Annotated in this window: 16 protein-coding genes; 14 read left to right on the top strand and 2 right to left on the bottom strand. The window is 52.0% G+C overall.

What is annotated here, in order from left to right; genetic code table 11:
- The first annotated feature begins 53 nt into the window (after positions 1-53).
- The 12 genes from MSNKSG1_RS08735 to MSNKSG1_RS08685 all read left to right on the top strand — a co-directional run bounded on the left by MSNKSG1_RS08735 (position 54) and on the right by MSNKSG1_RS08685 (position 12,788).
- The gene (locus MSNKSG1_RS08735; protein WP_008938887.1) at positions 54-1,088 is read left to right on the top strand and encodes a polysaccharide biosynthesis protein; all 1,035 of its coding nucleotides are present in this window, start codon (positions 54-56) and stop codon (positions 1,086-1,088) included.
- 3 nt (positions 1,089-1,091) lie between these two features.
- Entirely contained in the window at positions 1,092-2,210 is a 1,119-nt protein-coding gene (gene wbjC / locus MSNKSG1_RS08730) for a UDP-2-acetamido-2,6-beta-L-arabino-hexul-4-ose reductase (RefSeq protein WP_008938886.1), read from the top strand.
- A gap of 17 nt (positions 2,211-2,227) precedes the next feature.
- Positions 2,228-3,361: a non-hydrolyzing UDP-N-acetylglucosamine 2-epimerase gene (wecB, locus tag MSNKSG1_RS08725; RefSeq protein WP_008938885.1), complete on the top strand. Its 1,134-nt coding sequence runs from the start codon at positions 2,228-2,230 to the stop codon at positions 3,359-3,361.
- Positions 3,354-4,517 carry a glycosyltransferase gene (locus MSNKSG1_RS18910; RefSeq protein ID WP_008938884.1) on the top strand — a complete coding sequence of 388 codons (1,164 nt, stop codon included), beginning with the start codon at positions 3,354-3,356 and terminating at the stop codon, positions 4,515-4,517. Before wecB ends, MSNKSG1_RS18910 begins: the two co-directional genes overlap by 8 nt.
- A 5-nt stretch (positions 4,518-4,522) precedes the next feature.
- Positions 4,523-5,539, top strand: coding sequence for an NAD-dependent epimerase/dehydratase family protein (locus MSNKSG1_RS08720; protein ID WP_008938883.1), 1,017 nt, complete (start codon positions 4,523-4,525; stop codon positions 5,537-5,539).
- An 11-nt stretch (positions 5,540-5,550) separates the two neighbouring features.
- A complete protein-coding gene (tviB, locus tag MSNKSG1_RS08715; protein WP_040886823.1) occupies positions 5,551-6,813 on the top strand; it encodes a Vi polysaccharide biosynthesis UDP-N-acetylglucosamine C-6 dehydrogenase TviB in 1,263 nt (420 codons plus the stop codon).
- On the top strand, positions 6,810-7,934 hold the full coding sequence (locus MSNKSG1_RS08710) for a glycosyltransferase family 4 protein (RefSeq protein ID WP_008938881.1): 1,125 nt from the start codon (positions 6,810-6,812) through the stop codon (positions 7,932-7,934). The genes tviB and MSNKSG1_RS08710 overlap by 4 nt, the downstream gene beginning before the upstream one ends.
- Positions 7,931-8,530 (top strand): sugar transferase, encoded by a 600-nt coding sequence (locus tag MSNKSG1_RS08705; protein WP_008938880.1) that lies wholly within the window; start codon positions 7,931-7,933, stop codon positions 8,528-8,530. Before MSNKSG1_RS08710 ends, MSNKSG1_RS08705 begins: the two co-directional genes overlap by 4 nt.
- The gene (locus tag MSNKSG1_RS08700) at positions 8,527-9,147 is read left to right on the top strand and encodes an acetyltransferase (protein WP_008938879.1); all 621 of its coding nucleotides are present in this window, start codon (positions 8,527-8,529) and stop codon (positions 9,145-9,147) included. The genes MSNKSG1_RS08705 and MSNKSG1_RS08700 overlap by 4 nt, the downstream gene beginning before the upstream one ends.
- Before the next feature lie 25 nt (positions 9,148-9,172).
- Positions 9,173-10,357: a DegT/DnrJ/EryC1/StrS family aminotransferase gene (locus MSNKSG1_RS08695; RefSeq protein WP_008938878.1), complete on the top strand. Its 1,185-nt coding sequence runs from the start codon at positions 9,173-9,175 to the stop codon at positions 10,355-10,357.
- Between the two features lie 10 nt (positions 10,358-10,367).
- On the top strand, positions 10,368-12,302 hold the full coding sequence (locus MSNKSG1_RS08690; RefSeq protein ID WP_008938877.1) for a polysaccharide biosynthesis protein: 1,935 nt from the start codon (positions 10,368-10,370) through the stop codon (positions 12,300-12,302).
- Positions 12,303-12,419: 117 nt separating this feature from the next.
- Positions 12,420-12,788: a histone-like nucleoid-structuring protein, MvaT/MvaU family gene (locus tag MSNKSG1_RS08685; RefSeq protein WP_008938876.1), complete on the top strand. Its 369-nt coding sequence runs from the start codon at positions 12,420-12,422 to the stop codon at positions 12,786-12,788.
- A 66-nt stretch (positions 12,789-12,854) separates the two neighbouring features.
- Here MSNKSG1_RS08685 and MSNKSG1_RS08680 read toward each other — a convergent pair whose 3' ends face one another.
- Together MSNKSG1_RS08680 and MSNKSG1_RS08675 are read right to left on the bottom strand one after the other, a co-directional pair.
- On the bottom strand, positions 12,855-13,808 hold the full coding sequence (locus MSNKSG1_RS08680) for a GGDEF domain-containing protein (protein WP_040886729.1): 954 nt from the start codon (positions 13,806-13,808) through the stop codon (positions 12,855-12,857).
- 3 nt (positions 13,809-13,811) lie between these two features.
- Positions 13,812-14,840 carry a response regulator gene (locus MSNKSG1_RS08675; protein WP_008938874.1) on the bottom strand — a complete coding sequence of 343 codons (1,029 nt, stop codon included), beginning with the start codon at positions 14,838-14,840 and terminating at the stop codon, positions 13,812-13,814.
- Between the two features lie 345 nt (positions 14,841-15,185).
- Here MSNKSG1_RS08675 and MSNKSG1_RS08670 point away from each other — a divergent pair, with 345 nt between their 5' ends.
- Positions 15,186-16,070, top strand: coding sequence for a hypothetical protein (locus MSNKSG1_RS08670; protein ID WP_008938873.1), 885 nt, complete (start codon positions 15,186-15,188; stop codon positions 16,068-16,070).
- A gap of 49 nt (positions 16,071-16,119) precedes the next feature.
- On the top strand, positions 16,120-17,568 hold the full coding sequence (gene sbcB / locus MSNKSG1_RS08665) for an exodeoxyribonuclease I (RefSeq protein WP_008938872.1): 1,449 nt from the start codon (positions 16,120-16,122) through the stop codon (positions 17,566-17,568).
- Positions 17,569-17,576: the final 8 nt, after the last annotated feature.

Raw genomic sequence — 17,576 nt, 5'->3', positions numbered from 1 at the left:
AATTCGTTATTGGACTTATGCCTGCGAATCAATCAGCTATGCTAAGGTGAATAATGTTTAAAGGTAGAACGCTGCTATTAACTGGTGGTACTGGCTCCTTTGGCGGGGCGGTACTAAAGCGTTTTTTGAATACTGATATTGAAGAAATTCGAATTTTTAGCCGGGATGAAAAAAAGCAGGATGACATGCGAAAGAGGTATGCTAATCCAAAGCTTAAGTTCTACATTGGTGATGTCCGGGATTATAACAGCATTCTGACTGCCACCCGAGGTGTGGATTTTGTTTTTCACGCCGCTGCTTTAAAACAGGTCCCATCATGCGAATTCCACCCTTTGGAGGCGGTCAAGACCAATATTCTCGGAACAGAGAACGTGTTGGAGGCAGCCATCCAGAATGAAGTGAAACGGGTTGTTTGTCTGAGTACTGACAAAGCAGTATATCCCATCAATGCGATGGGTATTTCCAAGGCGATGATGGAAAAGGTGATGGTGGCGAAATCGCGTAATGTGGACCCGGAGAAAACCGTTATTTGCGGTACTCGGTACGGGAACGTAATGGCTTCCCGAGGGTCGGTGATTCCTTTGTTTGTGGATCAGATCCGGGCGGGGAAACCTATAACGATCACTGATCCCAACATGACCCGCTTTATGATGACGCTGGAAGATGCGGTCGATTTGGTGCTTTACGCCTTCCAGAATGGTACCAATGGGGATCTATTTGTAGAGAAAGCACCGGCAGCGACGATTGAAACTCTGGCCCGTTCATTGACAGAGTTGATGGGCCAACCCGATCACCCAATCAATGTCATTGGCACCCGCCACGGTGAAAAGCTCTTTGAAGCGCTGCTTAGCCGTGAGGAAATGGCCTGTGCGGAAGACCTTGGTGGGTATTACCGTGTGCCACCCGATCTAAGGGACCTCAACTACGGCAAATTTGTAGAGCAGGGTGAGGAGAAGATCTCCCATACTGAAGATTACAACTCCCACAATACCGAACGTCTGGACGTTGAGGGAATGCAAACGTTGTTGCGGAAACTGGACTTCATTCGTGCCCTGGAACGCGGTGAATACCTCAACCCGGAGGACTGATTCATGAAAGTACTGGTGACCGGCGCTAATGGTTTTATTGGCAAAAATCTGTTGATGCACCTGGGAGAGCGGGGTGGTTTTGACTTGGTGCCCTACACCCGCGAACACAGTGAGCAGGACCTGCCCGGTTTGCTTGACGGAGTGGATTGGGTTATCCATCTGGCCGGGATTAACCGTCCTGAGGATCCATCGGAGTTTGTTAGCGGCAATCAAGGTCTGACCGAGGCTTTGTGCGATGCTGTTGAAAACAGTGGCCGTCATATTCCGGTGATTTATACCTCTTCCACCCAGGCCGAGCGGGACAATGAATACGGCAACAGCAAACGGGCTGCCGAAGATGCATTGCTGGAATTAAACCGGAAAACCGGAAACCCGGTCCATATCTACCGGTTGCCCAATGTGTTCGGTAAGTGGGCTCGACCTAATTATAACTCCGCAGTGGCGACTTTCTGTCACAAGATTGCGCGGGATATGCCGATTCAGATCAATGATCCGAGTGCCGTCATTAATCTGGTGTACGTGGATGATGTCATCGCCAGCTTCCTTTCGTTGCTTGAGGGCCAAGGTGAGAGGGGCGCTTTTGTAGAAGTCGAACCAACCTATCAAATTACGGTGGGTGGGCTTGCCGATCAGCTCAACCGCTTTAAATCAACCAGGGATAACCTGATTACTGAGCGGGTCGGTGAAGGACTGGTTCGAGCCCTGTATTCCACCTATGTCAGCTATCTGCCACCTGACCGGTTCACCTATAAGGTGCCGCAGCACGGTGACGAACGAGGTGTGTTTGTAGAAATGCTGAAAACTCCCGATGCCGGGCAGTTCTCATTTTTTACCGCGCACCCCGGCGTCACCCGTGGGGGGCATTATCACCACTCTAAAACTGAAAAGTTTCTGGTCATAAAGGGCGAAGCCTGCTTCCGGTTCCGGCACATGCTTACTGGAGAGTTCTATGAGTTGTTCACTGCGGGCGAGACTCCGGAAATCGTGGAGACCGTACCCGGGTGGACCCACGACATCACCAATGTGGGAACCGAAGAGCTAGTGTGTATGCTCTGGGCCAATGAGATTTTTGACCGGGAAAATCCGGATACTTTCGCGTGCCCGGTGGGTACGGAAGCTTGAACAACCCTGGAAATACCATGAAAAAATTGAAAGTGATGACCGTGGTCGGCACCCGTCCGGAGATCATTCGACTGTCTCGCGTAATGGCCAAACTGGACGATTACTGCGAACACATTCTCGTTCACACGGGGCAGAACTACGACTTTGAGTTGAATGAAATCTTTTTCCAGGACCTGAAGATACGTAAACCCGACCATTTCCTGAGTGCGGCCGGTGCCAGCGGTGCGGAAACCATTGGTAACGTGATTATCGCAGTTGATAAAGTGCTGGCTGAAGTCCAGCCAGATGCCTTGCTGGTGTTGGGCGACACCAACAGTTGCATGGCCGTTATTCCTGCCAAACGTCGGAAAATCCCGACCTTTCATATGGAGGCTGGAAACCGCTGTTTCGATATGAGGGTGCCGGAGGAGATTAATCGCCGCATCGTTGACCATACCGCCGATATCAATCTGACCTACAGCACAATTGCCCGGGATTATCTGTTAAGGGAGGGCTTGCTTCCTGACCGTGTGATCAAAACTGGCAGCCCCATGTACGAAGTACTGAACCACTTCCGCGACGGAATAGACGCCTCGGATGTTCTGGAACGTTTAGGGCTAAAAGAACACGGGTTCTTTGTAGTGAGTGCTCATCGCGAGGAAAATGTGGATTCTGAGAGGAATTTCCGTGGTCTGGTGGAGACTCTCAACTCCGTTGCAGAGCAGTACGGATATCCCGTGATTGTGTCCACTCACCCACGCACTCAAAAGCGGGTGGATGCCCTGGGTGTGAAATTCCATAGCAATGTACGCCTGCTCAAGCCGCTCGGGTTCAAGGACTACAACAAGCTTCAGTTAAGTGCCAAGGCCGTGTTATCTGATAGCGGCACGATCAATGAGGAAGCGTCGATTCTCAATTTCCCGGCACTGAATATTCGGGAAGCTCATGAGAGGCCTGAGGGGATGGAAGAAACTGCTGCGATGATGGTAGGCCTGAGTAAAGAACGGGTCTTGCAAGGGTTGGCCATTCTTGAACATCAGGGCAGGGGAGAAGAGCGTTCCATGCGGCTTGTGGAGGACTACAGCATGCCGAATGTTGCCGAGAAGGTGGTCCGCATTATCCACAGTTATCGGGATTATGTAATGCAAACCGTGTGGAAGCAGTATGACTAAGCGAAGGAAGATCGTGGCCTATGTTGGGCCCTATAATTTTCCCGATGGAGGGGCGGCAGCAAGACGGATTTATGGTAATTGTCTTTCTCTGCAGCGGGCGGGTTATGATGTTATTGTTAGTTCAGGACAGCTCGCCGATTCTCAAAAACGAGAGTACAACGGCATTCCGGTAGTCTCGCTCAATGAGCGACGCTACGAACATTTGCCGACACTATTAAAGCATTTTATGTATTTTTCGGCCGGTTCGAGTACGATCCAATGGCTAGAATCCCTTCAGGAGAAACCTGACGCTGTTATTCTTTATAGTGGATACTCTCCGTATTTGCTTCGTTTGTTGCCTTGGGCACGCAAAAATAATGTTAAGCTAATTTTTGATGTAGTGGAGTGGTACGATCCCCCAAGTCTCATATCTAGAATTATGTCGCCATACTTCCTTAATATTGAACTGGCGATGAGATTTCTTATAAAAAAATGTGATGGGCTGATTGTTATAAGTGATTATTTAAAAAAATACTATATGCCGCATGTGAAGAATATAATTAAAGTTCCTCCAACAGCGAGTCTGGGATTAGAAGGTCAAGATACGTCGATTGAGGTTCGTGAATCTACAAGGTTCGTTTATGCAGGTACACCGGGTAAGAAAGATTCTCTATCATCCATTATATCGGCTGTATTGCGTGTGCGTTCCGAAGGTCAAAATATCGAGTTGCATATAGCTGGCGTTCCAAAGAGTAAAATCGTCGACTACATTACTGTGAGTGGTTACAGTCAGGCGACTATCGATAAAGCGATTATGTGTCATGGGATATTGAGCCATAAACAGACGGTTGACCTTGTAAGAGCTTCAGACTATTCGATTCTTATTCGACCAAATATTAGAAGTGTTCAAGCAGGCTTTCCCACTAAGTTCGTGGAAAGTATGGCTGTGGGAACGCCTGTGATTGCAAATATATCAAGCGATTTGCAATACTATTTGCGTGATGGAGTAAATGGATTGATCTGTCCAGATTCAAACGTTGAAAGTCTTGTTAAGGTCATTAATAGAAGCGTTGATTTATCTCACAATAGAATTATGAGGCAGAAAGCCATAGAAACGGCTGCCACTTATTTTTCTCCAAATAATTATATCCAAGAATTTTCCAATCTTATTGGTTAGGTGAAATGACTGTCTATAAGAATCTACAGGAAAACCTTAAGAACAATCCGAAAATTTTTCTTATTACCGGTGTCGCTGGGTTCATAGGCTCGAACCTTCTTGAGCAACTGTTGACACTGAATCAAAGAGTGATTGGTCTTGATAACTTCATCACAGGCTATCAACGCAATTTGGACGAAGTCCAATCTTTAGTATCTTCCGAGCAATGGGATAATTTCACCTTTATCGAAGGTGATATCCGGAATTCGGAAGATTGTGCCAAAGCTTGTGACGGAGTGGACTACGTGTTGCACCAGGCTGCACTAGGGTCGGTGCCACGCTCTATAAAAGACCCGGTCAGTACCAACGCTGCTAACATTACTGGATTCCTCAACATGTTGGTTGCTGCTAGGGATGCTGGTGTAAAGAGCTTCACTTATGCCGCTAGCAGCTCTACCTATGGGGATCATCCGGCGTTACCAAAGGTCGAAGAAAATATCGGCAAGCCTCTATCGCCCTATGCAGTTACCAAATATGTAAACGAGCTTTACGCGGACGTGTTTGCTAAAACTTACAACTTCAAGGCAATTGGGTTGAGATATTTTAATGTCTTTGGCAAGCGTCAGGACCCGAACGGTGCTTATGCGGCTGTTATCCCGAAATGGACGGCTGCGATGGTGCGCGGAGAGGACGTGTTTATTAATGGTGATGGCGAGACCAGTCGGGATTTCTGTTTTGTAGAGAACGCTGTGCAGGCTAATCTGCTTGCAGCCACGGCGGAGGATTCTGCCAAAAACGAGGTTTACAATGTGGCGGTGGGTGACCGAACGACGCTAAATGATCTTTTTAGCGCTCTAACAAGAGCACTGGCAGATAACGGCGTAACGTATGAAAAACCTCCGGTCTACCGTGATTTTCGACCGGGGGATGTTCGGCACTCTCAGGCGGATATTGGGAAGGCTGCCAGCAAACTTGGGTATCGGCCAGAGTATTGGATTCAAAAAGGGATCTCTAAGGCGATGCCATGGTATTTGGAGAATTGATGGGCTCAAGTATGAAGAAAATTGCTGTAATCGGACTTGGATATGTTGGTCTCCCGCTGGCCGTCGCTTTTGGTGAAAAACGTCCGGTTGTCGGCTTCGACATCAGTGCCAAGCGAATAGCGGAGCTGATGCAGGGGGTTGACCTGACTCGAGAGGTGCCGAGCGAGGAACTGAACGGTGCCGCTTATCTGAAATTTACTGATTCCCTTGACGATATTGCAGACTGTTCAGTATTCATCGTGACCGTTCCAACGCCGATTGATCAGTTCAAAACTCCGGATCTAAACCCCTTGATCAAGGCCAGTGAAAGCGTGGGTAAAGTGTTGAAGGCTGGCGATATCGTAATTTACGAGTCTACTGTTTACCCCGGAGCGACTGAAGAAGTTTGTGTCCCCGTATTGGAAGACGTTTCTGGTCTCACGTTTAATCAGGATTTCTATGCCGGTTACAGTCCAGAACGAATCAATCCCGGAGACAAGGATCACCGGATAACGTCTATTAAAAAGGTAACGTCTGGTTCTACATCCGACATTGCTGAACAAATAGATGCATTGTATGCGGATGTCATTACCGCCGGCACTCACAAAGCAAGCTCCATCAAAGTTGCGGAAGCTGCCAAGGTGATTGAGAACACGCAGCGGGATCTGAATATTGCTTTGATAAACGAATTGGCAATGATTTTTTCACGCCTAGGTATTGATACGAACGAGGTCTTAGCGGCCGCTGGCACCAAGTGGAACTTTTTGCCGTTCAAGCCCGGACTGGTGGGCGGTCACTGCATTGGAGTAGATCCTTATTATCTCACCCACAAGGCTCAGGCTATTGGATACCACCCAGAAATTATTTTGGCAGGACGTCGGGTTAACGACCAGATGGGCTCGTACGTAGCTTCGGAACTGGTGAAGGCCATGATAAAAGCTGGCCATACTATTGCCAAGGCCCGGGTTTTGGTGATGGGTTTTACCTTCAAGGAAAACTGTCCAGATTTGCGAAATACCAGGGTGATCGATTTGATCAAAGAGTTGCGAGAGTTCGGCTGTACGGTGGACGTAACCGATTGCTGGGCAAACAGCGGCGAGGCCGAGCAAGAATATGGAATAAGTCTTGTGGATAGGCCTGAAATGGCTGCATATAAAGGCTTGATTATGGCGGTTCCTCACCGAGAGTACGCGGCGATGGCGGTGAGTGATCTCAGAAGCTACCTCGACGACGGCGGGGTGATTTACGATTTGAAGGGCGTTTTGCCTCTTGGTGACGCGGATTTGCGGCTTTGAACACGTTTCTTCTGATTGCAAGTTTTCCAGATTCCCTGATTAGGTTTCGGGGCGCATTGCTCAGAGCATTGGTGGCGCGGAATTTAAATGTTCACGTTGCAGCGCCAGGTCTATCGGGCGCTCAGGATGTGTGTGAGGAGCTAGAGGCGATAGGTGTAGTCCCTCACGAGATCCGTCTGAATCGCACAGGCATGAACCCGATTTCGGACATCGGTGCAGTATTTGACTTATGGAGATTAGTGCGGGCGATACGACCGGATTATGTATTGGGATACACCATCAAACCGGTAATTTATGGATCAATGGCCGCGTGGCTCGCGGGTGTGCCGAACCGGTTTGCACTGATTACAGGGCTAGGCTATGCCTTTACCGGTGAGGCATCCGGAAGGCGTCGGCTGGTGCGTAAGCTTGTTCAAGGATTGTATCGGTTCGGTCTGTCTAAAGCGTGCAAAGTTTTTTTCCAGAACCCGGACGATGAAGCCTTATTCATGGAAATGGATTTGATGCCGGCGAATATTTCCTCCTGTGTAGTAAATGGCTCCGGCGTGAATATCGCAGAATATTCATTAGCGCCTTTGCCAGATAAGCCTTCGTTCCTACTGATTGCTCGTCTGTTGGGCGATAAGGGCGTTCGTGAATATGCTCAAGCAGCTAGTCTCGTAAAAGTGAAATACCCTGAAGTGAGTTTCCGATTGGTGGGCTGGATAGACGGAAATCCCGATGCCATAGGCCAAAGCGAGCTAGATGAATGGGTGAGTTCGGGCGTCATTGAATTTTTGGGAAAGCTGTCAGATGTTCGCCCAGCCATTGCTGACAGTACCGTATATGTGTTGCCGTCCTATCGTGAGGGAACTCCTCGAACTGTATTGGAAGCGATGGCCATGGGACGTCCGATTATTACCACTGACGCGCCGGGATGCCGGGAGACAGTGCAAAATGGCTACAATGGTTTTCTTGTGCCAGTGCAGGGGGTGGATGCCCTTGCAGATGCTATGGTGCAATTCTTGGACTCGCCTGATTTGGTCACAATTATGGGACGACGTTCTCGCAAGGTTGCTGAGTGGAAGTATGATGTCCAACTAGTGAACGAACTGATGTTAGTCGAGATGGGTATTTCGTGATCAAACGTGTTTTTGATGTGGTGCTCTCGTCTCTGGCGCTGCTGTTGCTTGCCCCAGTGTTGCTTGTTGTAGCCTTTTTGATTCGCTGGAACCTCGGTTCTCCGGTGTTTTTCCGGCAGGTGCGCCCAGGATTGGGAGGGGAGCCTTTTGATATGGTGAAGTTTCGTACTATGCGGGATGCCACCGACAGTAAAGGAAGCCCGCTACCAGATGAAGAACGCATGACCCAGTTTGGCAGTTTTCTGCGCACCACCAGTCTTGATGAGCTGCCGGAATTGTGGAACGTGCTCAAGGGCGATATGAGTTTGGTTGGGCCTCGGCCGCTTTTGTTAGAGTATCTGCCGCTGTATTCAAAAGAGCAGTTCAGACGGCATGAAGTACGTCCTGGTGTCAGCGGTTGGGCACAGGTAAATGGGCGGAATGCCATTTCCTGGGAAGACAAATTTAAACTCGATGTTTGGTACGTGGATAATCAGTCTTTTGCGTTGGACCTCAAGATTCTGTATCTCACTTTGAAGAAAGTTTTGGCCCGAGATGGAATTAGCGGTGAGGGGGAGGCAACAATGTCGAAATTTACCGGGAATAAAGACCGATGAGGCTGGCCATTCTTGGTGCTAGTGGTCACGGTAAAGTAGTGGCGGATGTGGCGGAGGCTTCTGGTTGGCAAGAAGTTGTATTCTTTGACGATGCTTGGCCCAATTTACTATCGAATGGGCCATGGAAAGTGCTTGGAGATACAAGAGAATTAATGACTAATCTAGCCGAGTTTGATGGGCTGGTGGTTGGTATCGGTAATAATGCCATTCGGGCAAACAAACAAGCTCTATTTGCCAACATGAATATCAACATCGTGAGTATTGTTCATCCATCTGCGACGGTTAGTGTTCACGCTGTGATCGGTGCCGGTACGGTCATTTTTGCTAATGCTGCTGTCAACACCTGTGCTGTCATTGGTGAAGGGGTAATAGTTAACACGGGGGCTGTTATTGAACACGATTGTTGGGTTGGCAATTTTTCTCACATTAGCCCCAATGCCGTCTTAGCTGGCGGTGCCAAGCTGCAAAAGAAAGCTTGGTTAGGTGCCTGTGCGTCTGTTCGGCAATTGCTTGAAATTGGAGAAGGCGCAGTAGTGGGTATGGGGGCTGTGGTTACCAAAGACGTGGCAGCAGGGACTATCGTTGCCGGCTGTCCAGCTAAGTCTTTAAGGCCCTGAAACTAGAGAATAAATAGGGTATTCAATGCTGAACGGTCCTTTTTCTCCCTGGCCCTCCTATACTGAGGAAGAGGCCGACGCAGTGCGCGATGTGCTGCTGTCCAACAAAGTCAATTACTGGACAGGTCAGGAGACCCGGGAGTTCGAGCGGGAGTTTGCTGACTTCGCGGACTCTGACTATGCGATTGCCCTGGCCAATGGAACGGTCGCACTGGATCTGGCGTTTAAGGGTTTAGGTATTGGGGAAGGTGATGAGGTGATCGTTACACCACGCACCTTCCTGGCGTCGGTATCGAGCATCGTGACCGCCGGTGCAACACCCGTATTCGCAGATGTTGATCCGGATTCCCAGAACATCACGCCGGAAACCGTCCGTCGGGTCCTGACGCCCCGCACAAAGGCGATTGTGTGTGTTCATCTGGCGGGCTGGCCTTGTGATATGGATGGCTTTCGAGCTTTGGCGGACGAGCATGGGCTTTATCTGGTCGAAGATTGCGCACAGGCTCACGGTGCCCGGTACAATGGGCGGTCGGTTGGATCAATCGGCGACGTCGGTTGCTGGTCGTTTTGCCAGGACAAGATCATGACCACGGGTGGCGAAGGCGGCATGGTGACCACCAATGACCGCGCGCTATGGTCGAAAATGTGGTCCTATAAGGATCATGGGAAAAGCTGGGAAGCCGTTTACGAACGGGAGCACCCTCCGGGATTTCGCTGGTTGCATGAAAGCTTTGGGACCAACTGGCGGATGACAGAGATGCAGGGAGTGATCGGTCGGCTCCAGCTTCGCAAAATGCCGGAATGGCGTGCGGCGCGGGCCGCTAACGCTGCGCGCATCTGGGAGACAGCCGGGGCCTTACCAGGCCTGAGAGTGCCGGTGCTTCCCAATGGCATCGAGCATGGAGCGTACAAGTGCTATGTTTTTGTCGAGCCCGACAAGCTTGCTGACGGTTGGGACAGGGACCGGATTCTCGTGGAGATCGTCGAGCAAGGCGTTCCTTGTTTCTCTGGCTCCTGCTCCGAAGTTTATCTGGAAAAGGCATTCGATGGGACTGGATGGCGGCCGGAGGTTCCTCTGCCTGTGGCGAAGGAGCTGGGAGATCGTAGCCTTATGTTTCTGGTTCACCCGACGCTAACGCAGGCAGAGGTCGACAAAACCTGCCGGGTCCTGAAGGACGTCATGACTCGGGCGTGCTCATCACACCAGTAAAGGGTTTGGAATGTTTGAGAAATTCCTGAATTTGCCAAGGATGTACAAGCGACTGATTTCCGTTTCTTCGGATATGGTCGTCTTGTTTGTGGCTATCTGGGCAGCCTTTTCGCTTCGTCTGGAGCAGGATCTGTGGATTCCGACGCGGGACCATCTTCTCGTGGCGGCCATCACGGTCGTCTTCACCATTGCGGTGTTTATCCGCCTCGGGCTTTACCGGGCAGTGATCCGGTTCCTGGGTGACAAAGCCCTTCTGACGATCATTTATGGCGTTTTTGCCTCCTCTCTCGCGCTCATTGTATTGGGATACATGCTGCAGGTGCCCGTCCCGCGGTCTGTTCCAATTATTTATGGAGCCTTGGCGTTTCTGTTTGTCAGTGGTACGCGCCTTGGCATTCGCATGCTTGTGAATCACCCCCACCAGCGGAACAAGGAGCCGGTCGCGATTGTAGGGGCAGGCGAGACCGGCATGGCCTTGGCATCGGCGTTGCGCCAGGGAACCGAGTATCGGCCAGCCGTGTTTATCACCATGGATAGGGCCAATCACAAAACCATGATCGATGACTTGCCGGTAGTGAGTATCGATCTGATGGCCAAACACATGGCCAAGCACGGTGTTCGTCGGATTCTCCTGGCCCTGGATCCGTATTCCGGCGTGGATCGCAAGCAACTATTGTCTCGCCTTGAGGCCTTGGAAATTCCGGTTCAGACCGTGCCATCTGTTACGGAACTGGTGGCGGGACAGGCTCGGATCAACGATATACGGGATCTCGAAATCGAGGATCTGCTGGGGCGGGATCCCGTTCGCCCGGATGCTGCCGTGGTCGCATCAAGCCTGTTTGGCAAATCCGTCATGGTCTCTGGTGCGGGTGGCTCCATCGGTTCGGAGTTGTGTCGACAGATTCTCCGCCACAAACCGAAATCTCTCGTTCTGTTTGAGCGAAGTGAATACTCCCTTTACAAGATTGAAAGGGAGCTTCAAAGGATCAACGAGGTTGAGAGTCTGAGTGTGGAACTGCACCCGTTGCTGGGGAGTGTGGTGCATCGGCGCCGCTGTGAGTCCGTCATGCGAACTTTTGGCGTGCAAACGGTCTACCATGCTGCGGCCTATAAACACGTGCCACTGGTAGAGCACAACGTGATTGAGGGCGTACAGAATAATGTGTTCGGCACCTACCATTTGGCAGAAGCTGCGATTGATGTGGGCGTGGAGCGGTTTGTTCTCATCTCGACGGACAAGGCTGTGCGCCCGACCAACGTGATGGGTGCCAGCAAGCGGATGGCGGAGCTGGTGCTGCAGGGTTTGGCAGAACGCCAGAGTTCGACGGTGTTCTCCATGGTGCGGTTCGGCAATGTCCTTGGATCCTCTGGATCTGTTGTGCCCCTGTTCCGTGACCAGATTCGGGATGGCGGCCCCATAACCGTGACTCATCCGGATATCATCCGTTATTTCATGACCATCCCCGAGGCCAGCCAACTGGTGCTCCAGGCAGGAAGCATGGGCGCCGGTGGCGAAGTCTTCGTTCTGGACATGGGAGAGCCGGTCAAGATTGCGGATCTGGCCAGGAAGATGATTCACCTCATGGGCTTGTCGGAGAAAACCGAAGACCGGCCCGATGGCGATATTGAAATCACTTACACGGGGCTTCGTCCCGGTGAAAAGCTCTATGAAGAGTTGTTGATTGGTGATGATCCGCAGGGCACATCTCACCCGAGAATTATGAAAGCCCGGGAAGTCTATTTGCCCTGGGAAAAATTGGAGGAGCTGTTGAGCCGACTGACCCGGGCAAGTCAGACTTTTGATTGTCGTGATGTCGTGGAAATATTGAAGGAATCCCAAACCGGCTATGCTCCAAGCAGCGATATGGCAGATCTCGTTTGGTGCAACGGTGATGGAGATTATCGGGCGAAACCCGGTTCAAATAATGTATTACGCCTCAACTGAAATATTAAAGAGCTGTATATGTTTTGATTTAGTTCGAAATGTTCATTATTATTGTTTCGGGTTTTGCTTTACTGTTTTTTATTTAATTCCTTCTTTTGAAATTAAGGTTTTAATTCCATGGCAAAGATCAACGACTACTACCAGAAAAAACAGCTTATGGAAAAGCTTGCGGCCGAGTTGGAGCAACTCGAAAAAGACCAGTCTCTGAAAAAGGAACTGGACTTTGAAAACAAGGTTCGCGACCTGATGAAGGAATACGACAAATCTCCAAAAGATGTACTGCAGATTTTGTCGGCCATTGATCCTTCAATCGCCGGTTCAAAAGCCGAAGCCGGTTCTGGTAGCCGTCCCAAGCGTCCGATGAAAACCTACAAGAACCCGCACACCGGTGAAGTTGTAAAAACCCGTGGCGGTAATCATAAAACGCTGAATGAATGGCGTGACAAATACGGAAAAGAAGCTGTCCAGAGCTGGCAGCAGGACTGATTATTGGTCTGCCGTATTTGTATTTCAATCCGATCCTCGGAGATCGGATTGAATCCTTCCCGGTCGTTAACCGATAACGACCCGATTTTTCCCCGTCTCCTTCGCACGATACAAAGCTTCATCGGCTTTTTGTAGCCACTGCATATAGTTCTCCGGATCCGAATTCAATTGGGATACGCCCATACTGACTGTATATCGGATGTCACCAGTATTTGTATTTACGATGCTCTGTTCGATCGTTTCCCGAATGCGCTCGCAAATAATCCGGGCCCCTTCCTGGTCGGTTTCAGGAAGGATGATTCCAAACTCCTCGCCCCCGTAACGCCCAGCCTTGTCCGATTGACGGATGGCGTCTTTGGTCACGTTGGCTGCGTGTCGGATAACATCATCGCCCGACAGGTGGCCGTGAGTGTCGTTAACGAGTTTGAAATTGTCGAGATCGAACATCACCAGGCTCGTGGCATGACCATATCGGCGAAAACGTTCGTATTCTGCGTCGACCAGATTTTCCCAGGTGCCGCGATTGAGAAGACCAGTCAGCCGGTCGGTCATGCTGAGTTTCTCCAGCTGCTCGTTGGCGCGTTCCAGTGCCCGCTTACTGGTGGCAATGTCGGTCACGTCGTACACCATCAAACACACCTTCTCGACCTCGCCGGTGGGGCCATTAAGCGGATTGATGGTAAGGCTCTGGAACATGTACTCCTCAATGCCGGTGATCGGACGAGTGTTCCGGAATTTGAACAGGTAAGGGCGTTGCTCCCAGGAAATAAAGGCTCGCGTGTTCAGCATGGCCACGGCGTCAACTTTGCGGGCCAGCCACGCCTGGGGGATGTCGGGGAAGACGTCAAAGAGAACCTTGTTGTGGATCTGGCTGGCGGTGATGCCGCTGTGATTTTCCATAAATCCGTTCCAGGTCTGCACCCGGAACTCCAGATCCAGGACCACCAGGCCAACTTCAATGGACTCGAGCATGTCCACGAGCCAATGGAAAGAGGTTGCTTCGAGGTCGTTCATGGGCATGTTTCAGTCCACCAGGTATTGCAGGCGTTGTTCCAGGAAGGGCAGCGACGCCTCTGTCAGAAGGACCAGCATGTCGCACTGGATGTCCCGCTTTTCCAGGGCGTAGCTGATCTCAATGCACAGGAGTTTTTCGTCCCGATCCCGATGGTGTTCCAGAAGGTCGGCAATCTGGCGGTGTTGGCCGAGCACTCTGGGATGCGACAGGCCGAGTTTGATGTCGAGCTGATCGCCGATACCTTTAAGGAAAGCGCCGAACAGGATGCTGGACATGTCCATTAGCACCTCCACGTTCACCGCATCGTCATCCGGGTTGTCGTAGTCGAGCATCTCGGCCATGTTCCGGAAACTGGCGTCGGCAAACAGAAGCAGCGCTTCGCCGGCAATACCGGCACCCGTGAAACCCTGGCACACGGCGGAATAGGTATCGCTGTCTCGCGCAGCGGAAATGGCCATGTGCAGTTCTGAGTTGGCGATGAATGCTACCCGGGGAATGGGTTGCTTTACGAACACACCCAGTAGCCTCGCCAGTAGGTCCGACGAACGCCCCATGGCGACATTCGAAATTTCCTGAAGGTAGTCATTGAGCGAGACCGAGATATCGGGAACGCGGATGTCCTGGGTGGTGAGCGATGAATCACTGAGCGCTGTGTCTTCCAGTTCGCCGGGACGGTAGAGCCCGTACTGGGTCAGCAGTTCGATCACCTGCGCCGGATCCGTCGGCTTTTTGATGAAGTCGATGGCACCGAGTTTTTGCACCCGGCTTCGTGCTTCGGGCTGGATGTCGCCGGAAACCACAATCGTCAGGACTGGCAGATCTTCTGACCTGGCGTGCTCAAGAACCTGGTAGCCATCCAGTTCCGGCATGTTCAGATCAAGGAACATCAGGTCCGCCACGCCGTCTCTGAGCTTGTCGAGGGCCTCACGACCGTTGGTCGCGAACTCCACGCTATTATGGAGCCCCTGAGGCAGTGCCCGGGCCATCTGCTTTCGGGCCAGCGAGGAATCGTCGCAGATCAGTATGCGGGTGGTCATTGATGCAGCCGTTGGAGGGTGATCAGCAGCCGACAAGTATAACATCTTCCGGTTTTATGTATATGCGCTATACAGGTTTGTAATGTGGAGAGCGCGGGCTCCAGTCGCGTCAGTATTCCATGGGTGAGAAATCGTTAACAAATGTTACAGGATGGCGGTTTGTTCATGTCTGAATGTGAACGAACGCACTCTATTGGCCGGAGTGACTCGGATATAGTGGTTCCGTGGCAAATAACCAAGAAAAGACAAGCCACCTGTGGCCACCGGAACAACAAGAAAAACCGGGGCGGCAGTAGAGCCGGGCGTCGAAACAGGCTCTAACACCAACAATCAGAGACACAGATTATGAGACAGTACGCGTACGGATGCGCTGCCCTCGCTGTAATTTGCCTGGGCGGTGCGCCCTTTGCACAGGCAGAACTCAAACCCATCTCCGACAAGGCCATGGGCGAAGTGACGGGGCAGGGATTCATGCAGGTGGAGAATATCCCTGGCGTGGATCACCAGTTTACCCGGATGACCCTGGGGATGGATGTAGAAACCCGGGTCAACATTGACGATATACAGGTTGGCCAGATCAACGGTGGCGCCGATTTTTCAGCGACGGACGTGGCTCTGGGCCATATTTCGCGGGATGGCACCGCCGTTCAATACGATGGCAACACCTACGCCGTCGGGGACACAGTGCCTTTTGAAGCCGTCCAGCCGTATATAGAGCTCGCGGAAAATCCGGTGGACGGCAAGCTGTCCGGCTTCCGGATGGGATTCAAGCAGGCCCGCGGTTCCGTCTCTTCCGTTACTTCCAGTTTCAGCGGCAACATCGGTGTGACCCTGGTTGACGGGCAGGGCGGCGAGCATGCAGCGACCCTGTTCGATTCAGCCACCACAGCCACAAATTACCGCGCCACCCACATTGGCATCGACGACGGCACGGCGGACTGTTCGACCAGCACCAACTGTGCGCCGCTGAGTCATCTTCAGTCGCTGATCGTCGGGTCTGATAACGGTGATGGCACCACCGGCTTCACCAACGACTTCTTCATTGGCTTTCAGCGGGAAGGGGTGAACTGGCAGAGTCCGGGCGGTTCCGGCACCACCATCAATGCCGGGCAGGGTGTTTTCATCAACCTGCCGAGCAGCACGAAGATCGACATGAGCCAGCTGGCCGGCCCGAACGGTGTTCCCCGCCTGCAGACGCACCAGGTCGATATGGGGACTAAACTGTTTTAAGTGGTAAACTCCTGCCAGTGTTGAAAGTCACCGGCAGGAGTCCTTCCTTTTGATCCGCTCGTTCTACTGGCACGATTACGAAACCTTCGGCGTGGACCCGATTCACGATCGACCCTCTCAATTCGCCGGCGTCCGTACCGATGCGGATCTGAACATCATTGAAGATCCGCTGGTGATCTACTGCAAACCCACCGATGATTATCTGCCCTCTCCGGAAGCCTGCCTGATAACGGGAATCACCCCGCAAAAGGCGCTTGAAGATGGCTACCCCGAGGCGGAGTTTATTGCGCAGATCAACGAGGCATTCAGCCAGCCCGGTACCTGCGTGGTGGGATACAACAGCCTGAGATTCGATGACGAAGTCACCCGCCATACCCTTTACCGTAACCTTCGTGATCCCTATGCGCGCGAATGGCAGAACGGGAATTCCCGGTGGGATATCATCGACATGGTGCGGCTGACCTATGCGCTTCGACCGGAGGGCATCAACTGGCCGAAGAAGGAAGATGGTTCCCCCAGCTTCCGGCTGGAAGAGCTGACCGTGGCCAATGGCATCGCCCATGAGAGCGCCCACGATGCAATGTCGGATGTGACGGCGACCATTGCCGTCGCCAAGCTGATCAAGGATACGCACCCGAAACTCTTCAACTTTGTGCTGGAGCACAAGCACAAGCATTCCGCCCGACAGATGCTCAATACCGGCACCATGAAACCGGTCTTCCACGTGTCGGCAAAATACCCGGCCAGTCGCGGCTGCTGTGCCCTGGTGGCGCCGGTTGCCGAACACCCGACCAACAAGAACATGGTCATCGTGTACGATCTGCGGGAAGACCCTTCCGAGCTGATCAGTGCTACGCCGGAACAGATTCGTGAGCGGGTGTTTACGTCCCAGGCGGAGTTAGGGGAAGGTGTCAGCCGTTTCCCGCTCAAGGGCGTCCAGCTGAATAAGTGCCCGGTCCTCGCGCCAGCCAATATGCTGTCCACGCTTTCAAAGGAGCGTCTGGCAGAGCTGGAGCTGGACGGCGATACCTTGCGGAACAATCTTGCCAGGCTGCGCCAGGCACCGGAGGTGGCCTCCAGGATTGCTGAGGCCTTTGACCAGTCTTTTGAAGGCTCGGACCTGACGGATCCCGACGAACAGCTTTACGCCGGCGGGTTTATCAGCAAGGGAGACCGGGAGAAACTGAACTGGGTGATCTCGCAGCCTCCGGAAACTCTGGGAGAGCTGGACGTTCGCTTTGAAGACGAACGTTTGCAGGAGCTGCTGTTCCGGTATCGGGCCAGGAATTACCCGAACACCCTGATCGGCGAAGAGATGGAGCGCTGGGAAGCCTTTCGCACGGAGCGACTGATGCACCCGAAATCCGGATGGCGATCGCTTGAGAGCTACGCCCTTGAACTTCAGAGACTGGCCGCTGATCCGGCGTTGACGCCGGAAAAGCGACACGTTCTCGAAGATCTTCACCTGTACGGTGAGTCGCTCATTCCTTACATGTAAAGAGCAGT

The sequence above is a fragment of the Marinobacter santoriniensis NKSG1 genome (assembly GCF_000347775.1).
Lineage (GTDB): Bacteria > Pseudomonadota > Gammaproteobacteria > Pseudomonadales > Oleiphilaceae > Marinobacter > Marinobacter santoriniensis.
The sequence above is the reverse complement of the archived record's forward strand: the minus strand, read 5'-3'. Positions and strand labels throughout refer to the sequence as shown.

What these genes read in the sequence shown, in the direction of transcription:
- MSNKSG1_RS08735 (WP_008938887.1), top strand. Translation starts at nt 54, where the DNA reads ATGTTTAAAGGTAGAACGCTGCTATTAACTGGTGGTACTGGCTCCTTT.
- wbjC (WP_008938886.1), top strand. Translation starts at nt 1,092, where the DNA reads ATGAAAGTACTGGTGACCGGCGCTAATGGTTTTATTGGCAAAAATCTG.
- wecB (WP_008938885.1), top strand. Translation starts at nt 2,228, where the DNA reads ATGAAAAAATTGAAAGTGATGACCGTGGTCGGCACCCGTCCGGAGATC.
- MSNKSG1_RS18910 (WP_008938884.1), top strand. Translation starts at nt 3,354, where the DNA reads ATGACTAAGCGAAGGAAGATCGTGGCCTATGTTGGGCCCTATAATTTT.
- MSNKSG1_RS08720 (WP_008938883.1), top strand. Translation starts at nt 4,523, where the DNA reads ATGACTGTCTATAAGAATCTACAGGAAAACCTTAAGAACAATCCGAAA.
- tviB (WP_040886823.1), top strand. Translation starts at nt 5,551, where the DNA reads ATGAAGAAAATTGCTGTAATCGGACTTGGATATGTTGGTCTCCCGCTG.
- MSNKSG1_RS08700 (WP_008938879.1), top strand. Translation starts at nt 8,527, where the DNA reads ATGAGGCTGGCCATTCTTGGTGCTAGTGGTCACGGTAAAGTAGTGGCG.
- MSNKSG1_RS08695 (WP_008938878.1), top strand. Translation starts at nt 9,173, where the DNA reads ATGCTGAACGGTCCTTTTTCTCCCTGGCCCTCCTATACTGAGGAAGAG.
- MSNKSG1_RS08690 (WP_008938877.1), top strand. Translation starts at nt 10,368, where the DNA reads ATGTTTGAGAAATTCCTGAATTTGCCAAGGATGTACAAGCGACTGATT.
- MSNKSG1_RS08685 (WP_008938876.1), top strand. Translation starts at nt 12,420, where the DNA reads ATGGCAAAGATCAACGACTACTACCAGAAAAAACAGCTTATGGAAAAG.
- MSNKSG1_RS08680 (WP_040886729.1), bottom strand. Translation starts at nt 13,808, where the DNA reads ATGCCCATGAACGACCTCGAAGCAACCTCTTTCCATTGGCTCGTGGAC.
- MSNKSG1_RS08675 (WP_008938874.1), bottom strand. Translation starts at nt 14,840, where the DNA reads ATGACCACCCGCATACTGATCTGCGACGATTCCTCGCTGGCCCGAAAG.
- MSNKSG1_RS08670 (WP_008938873.1), top strand. Translation starts at nt 15,186, where the DNA reads ATGAGACAGTACGCGTACGGATGCGCTGCCCTCGCTGTAATTTGCCTG.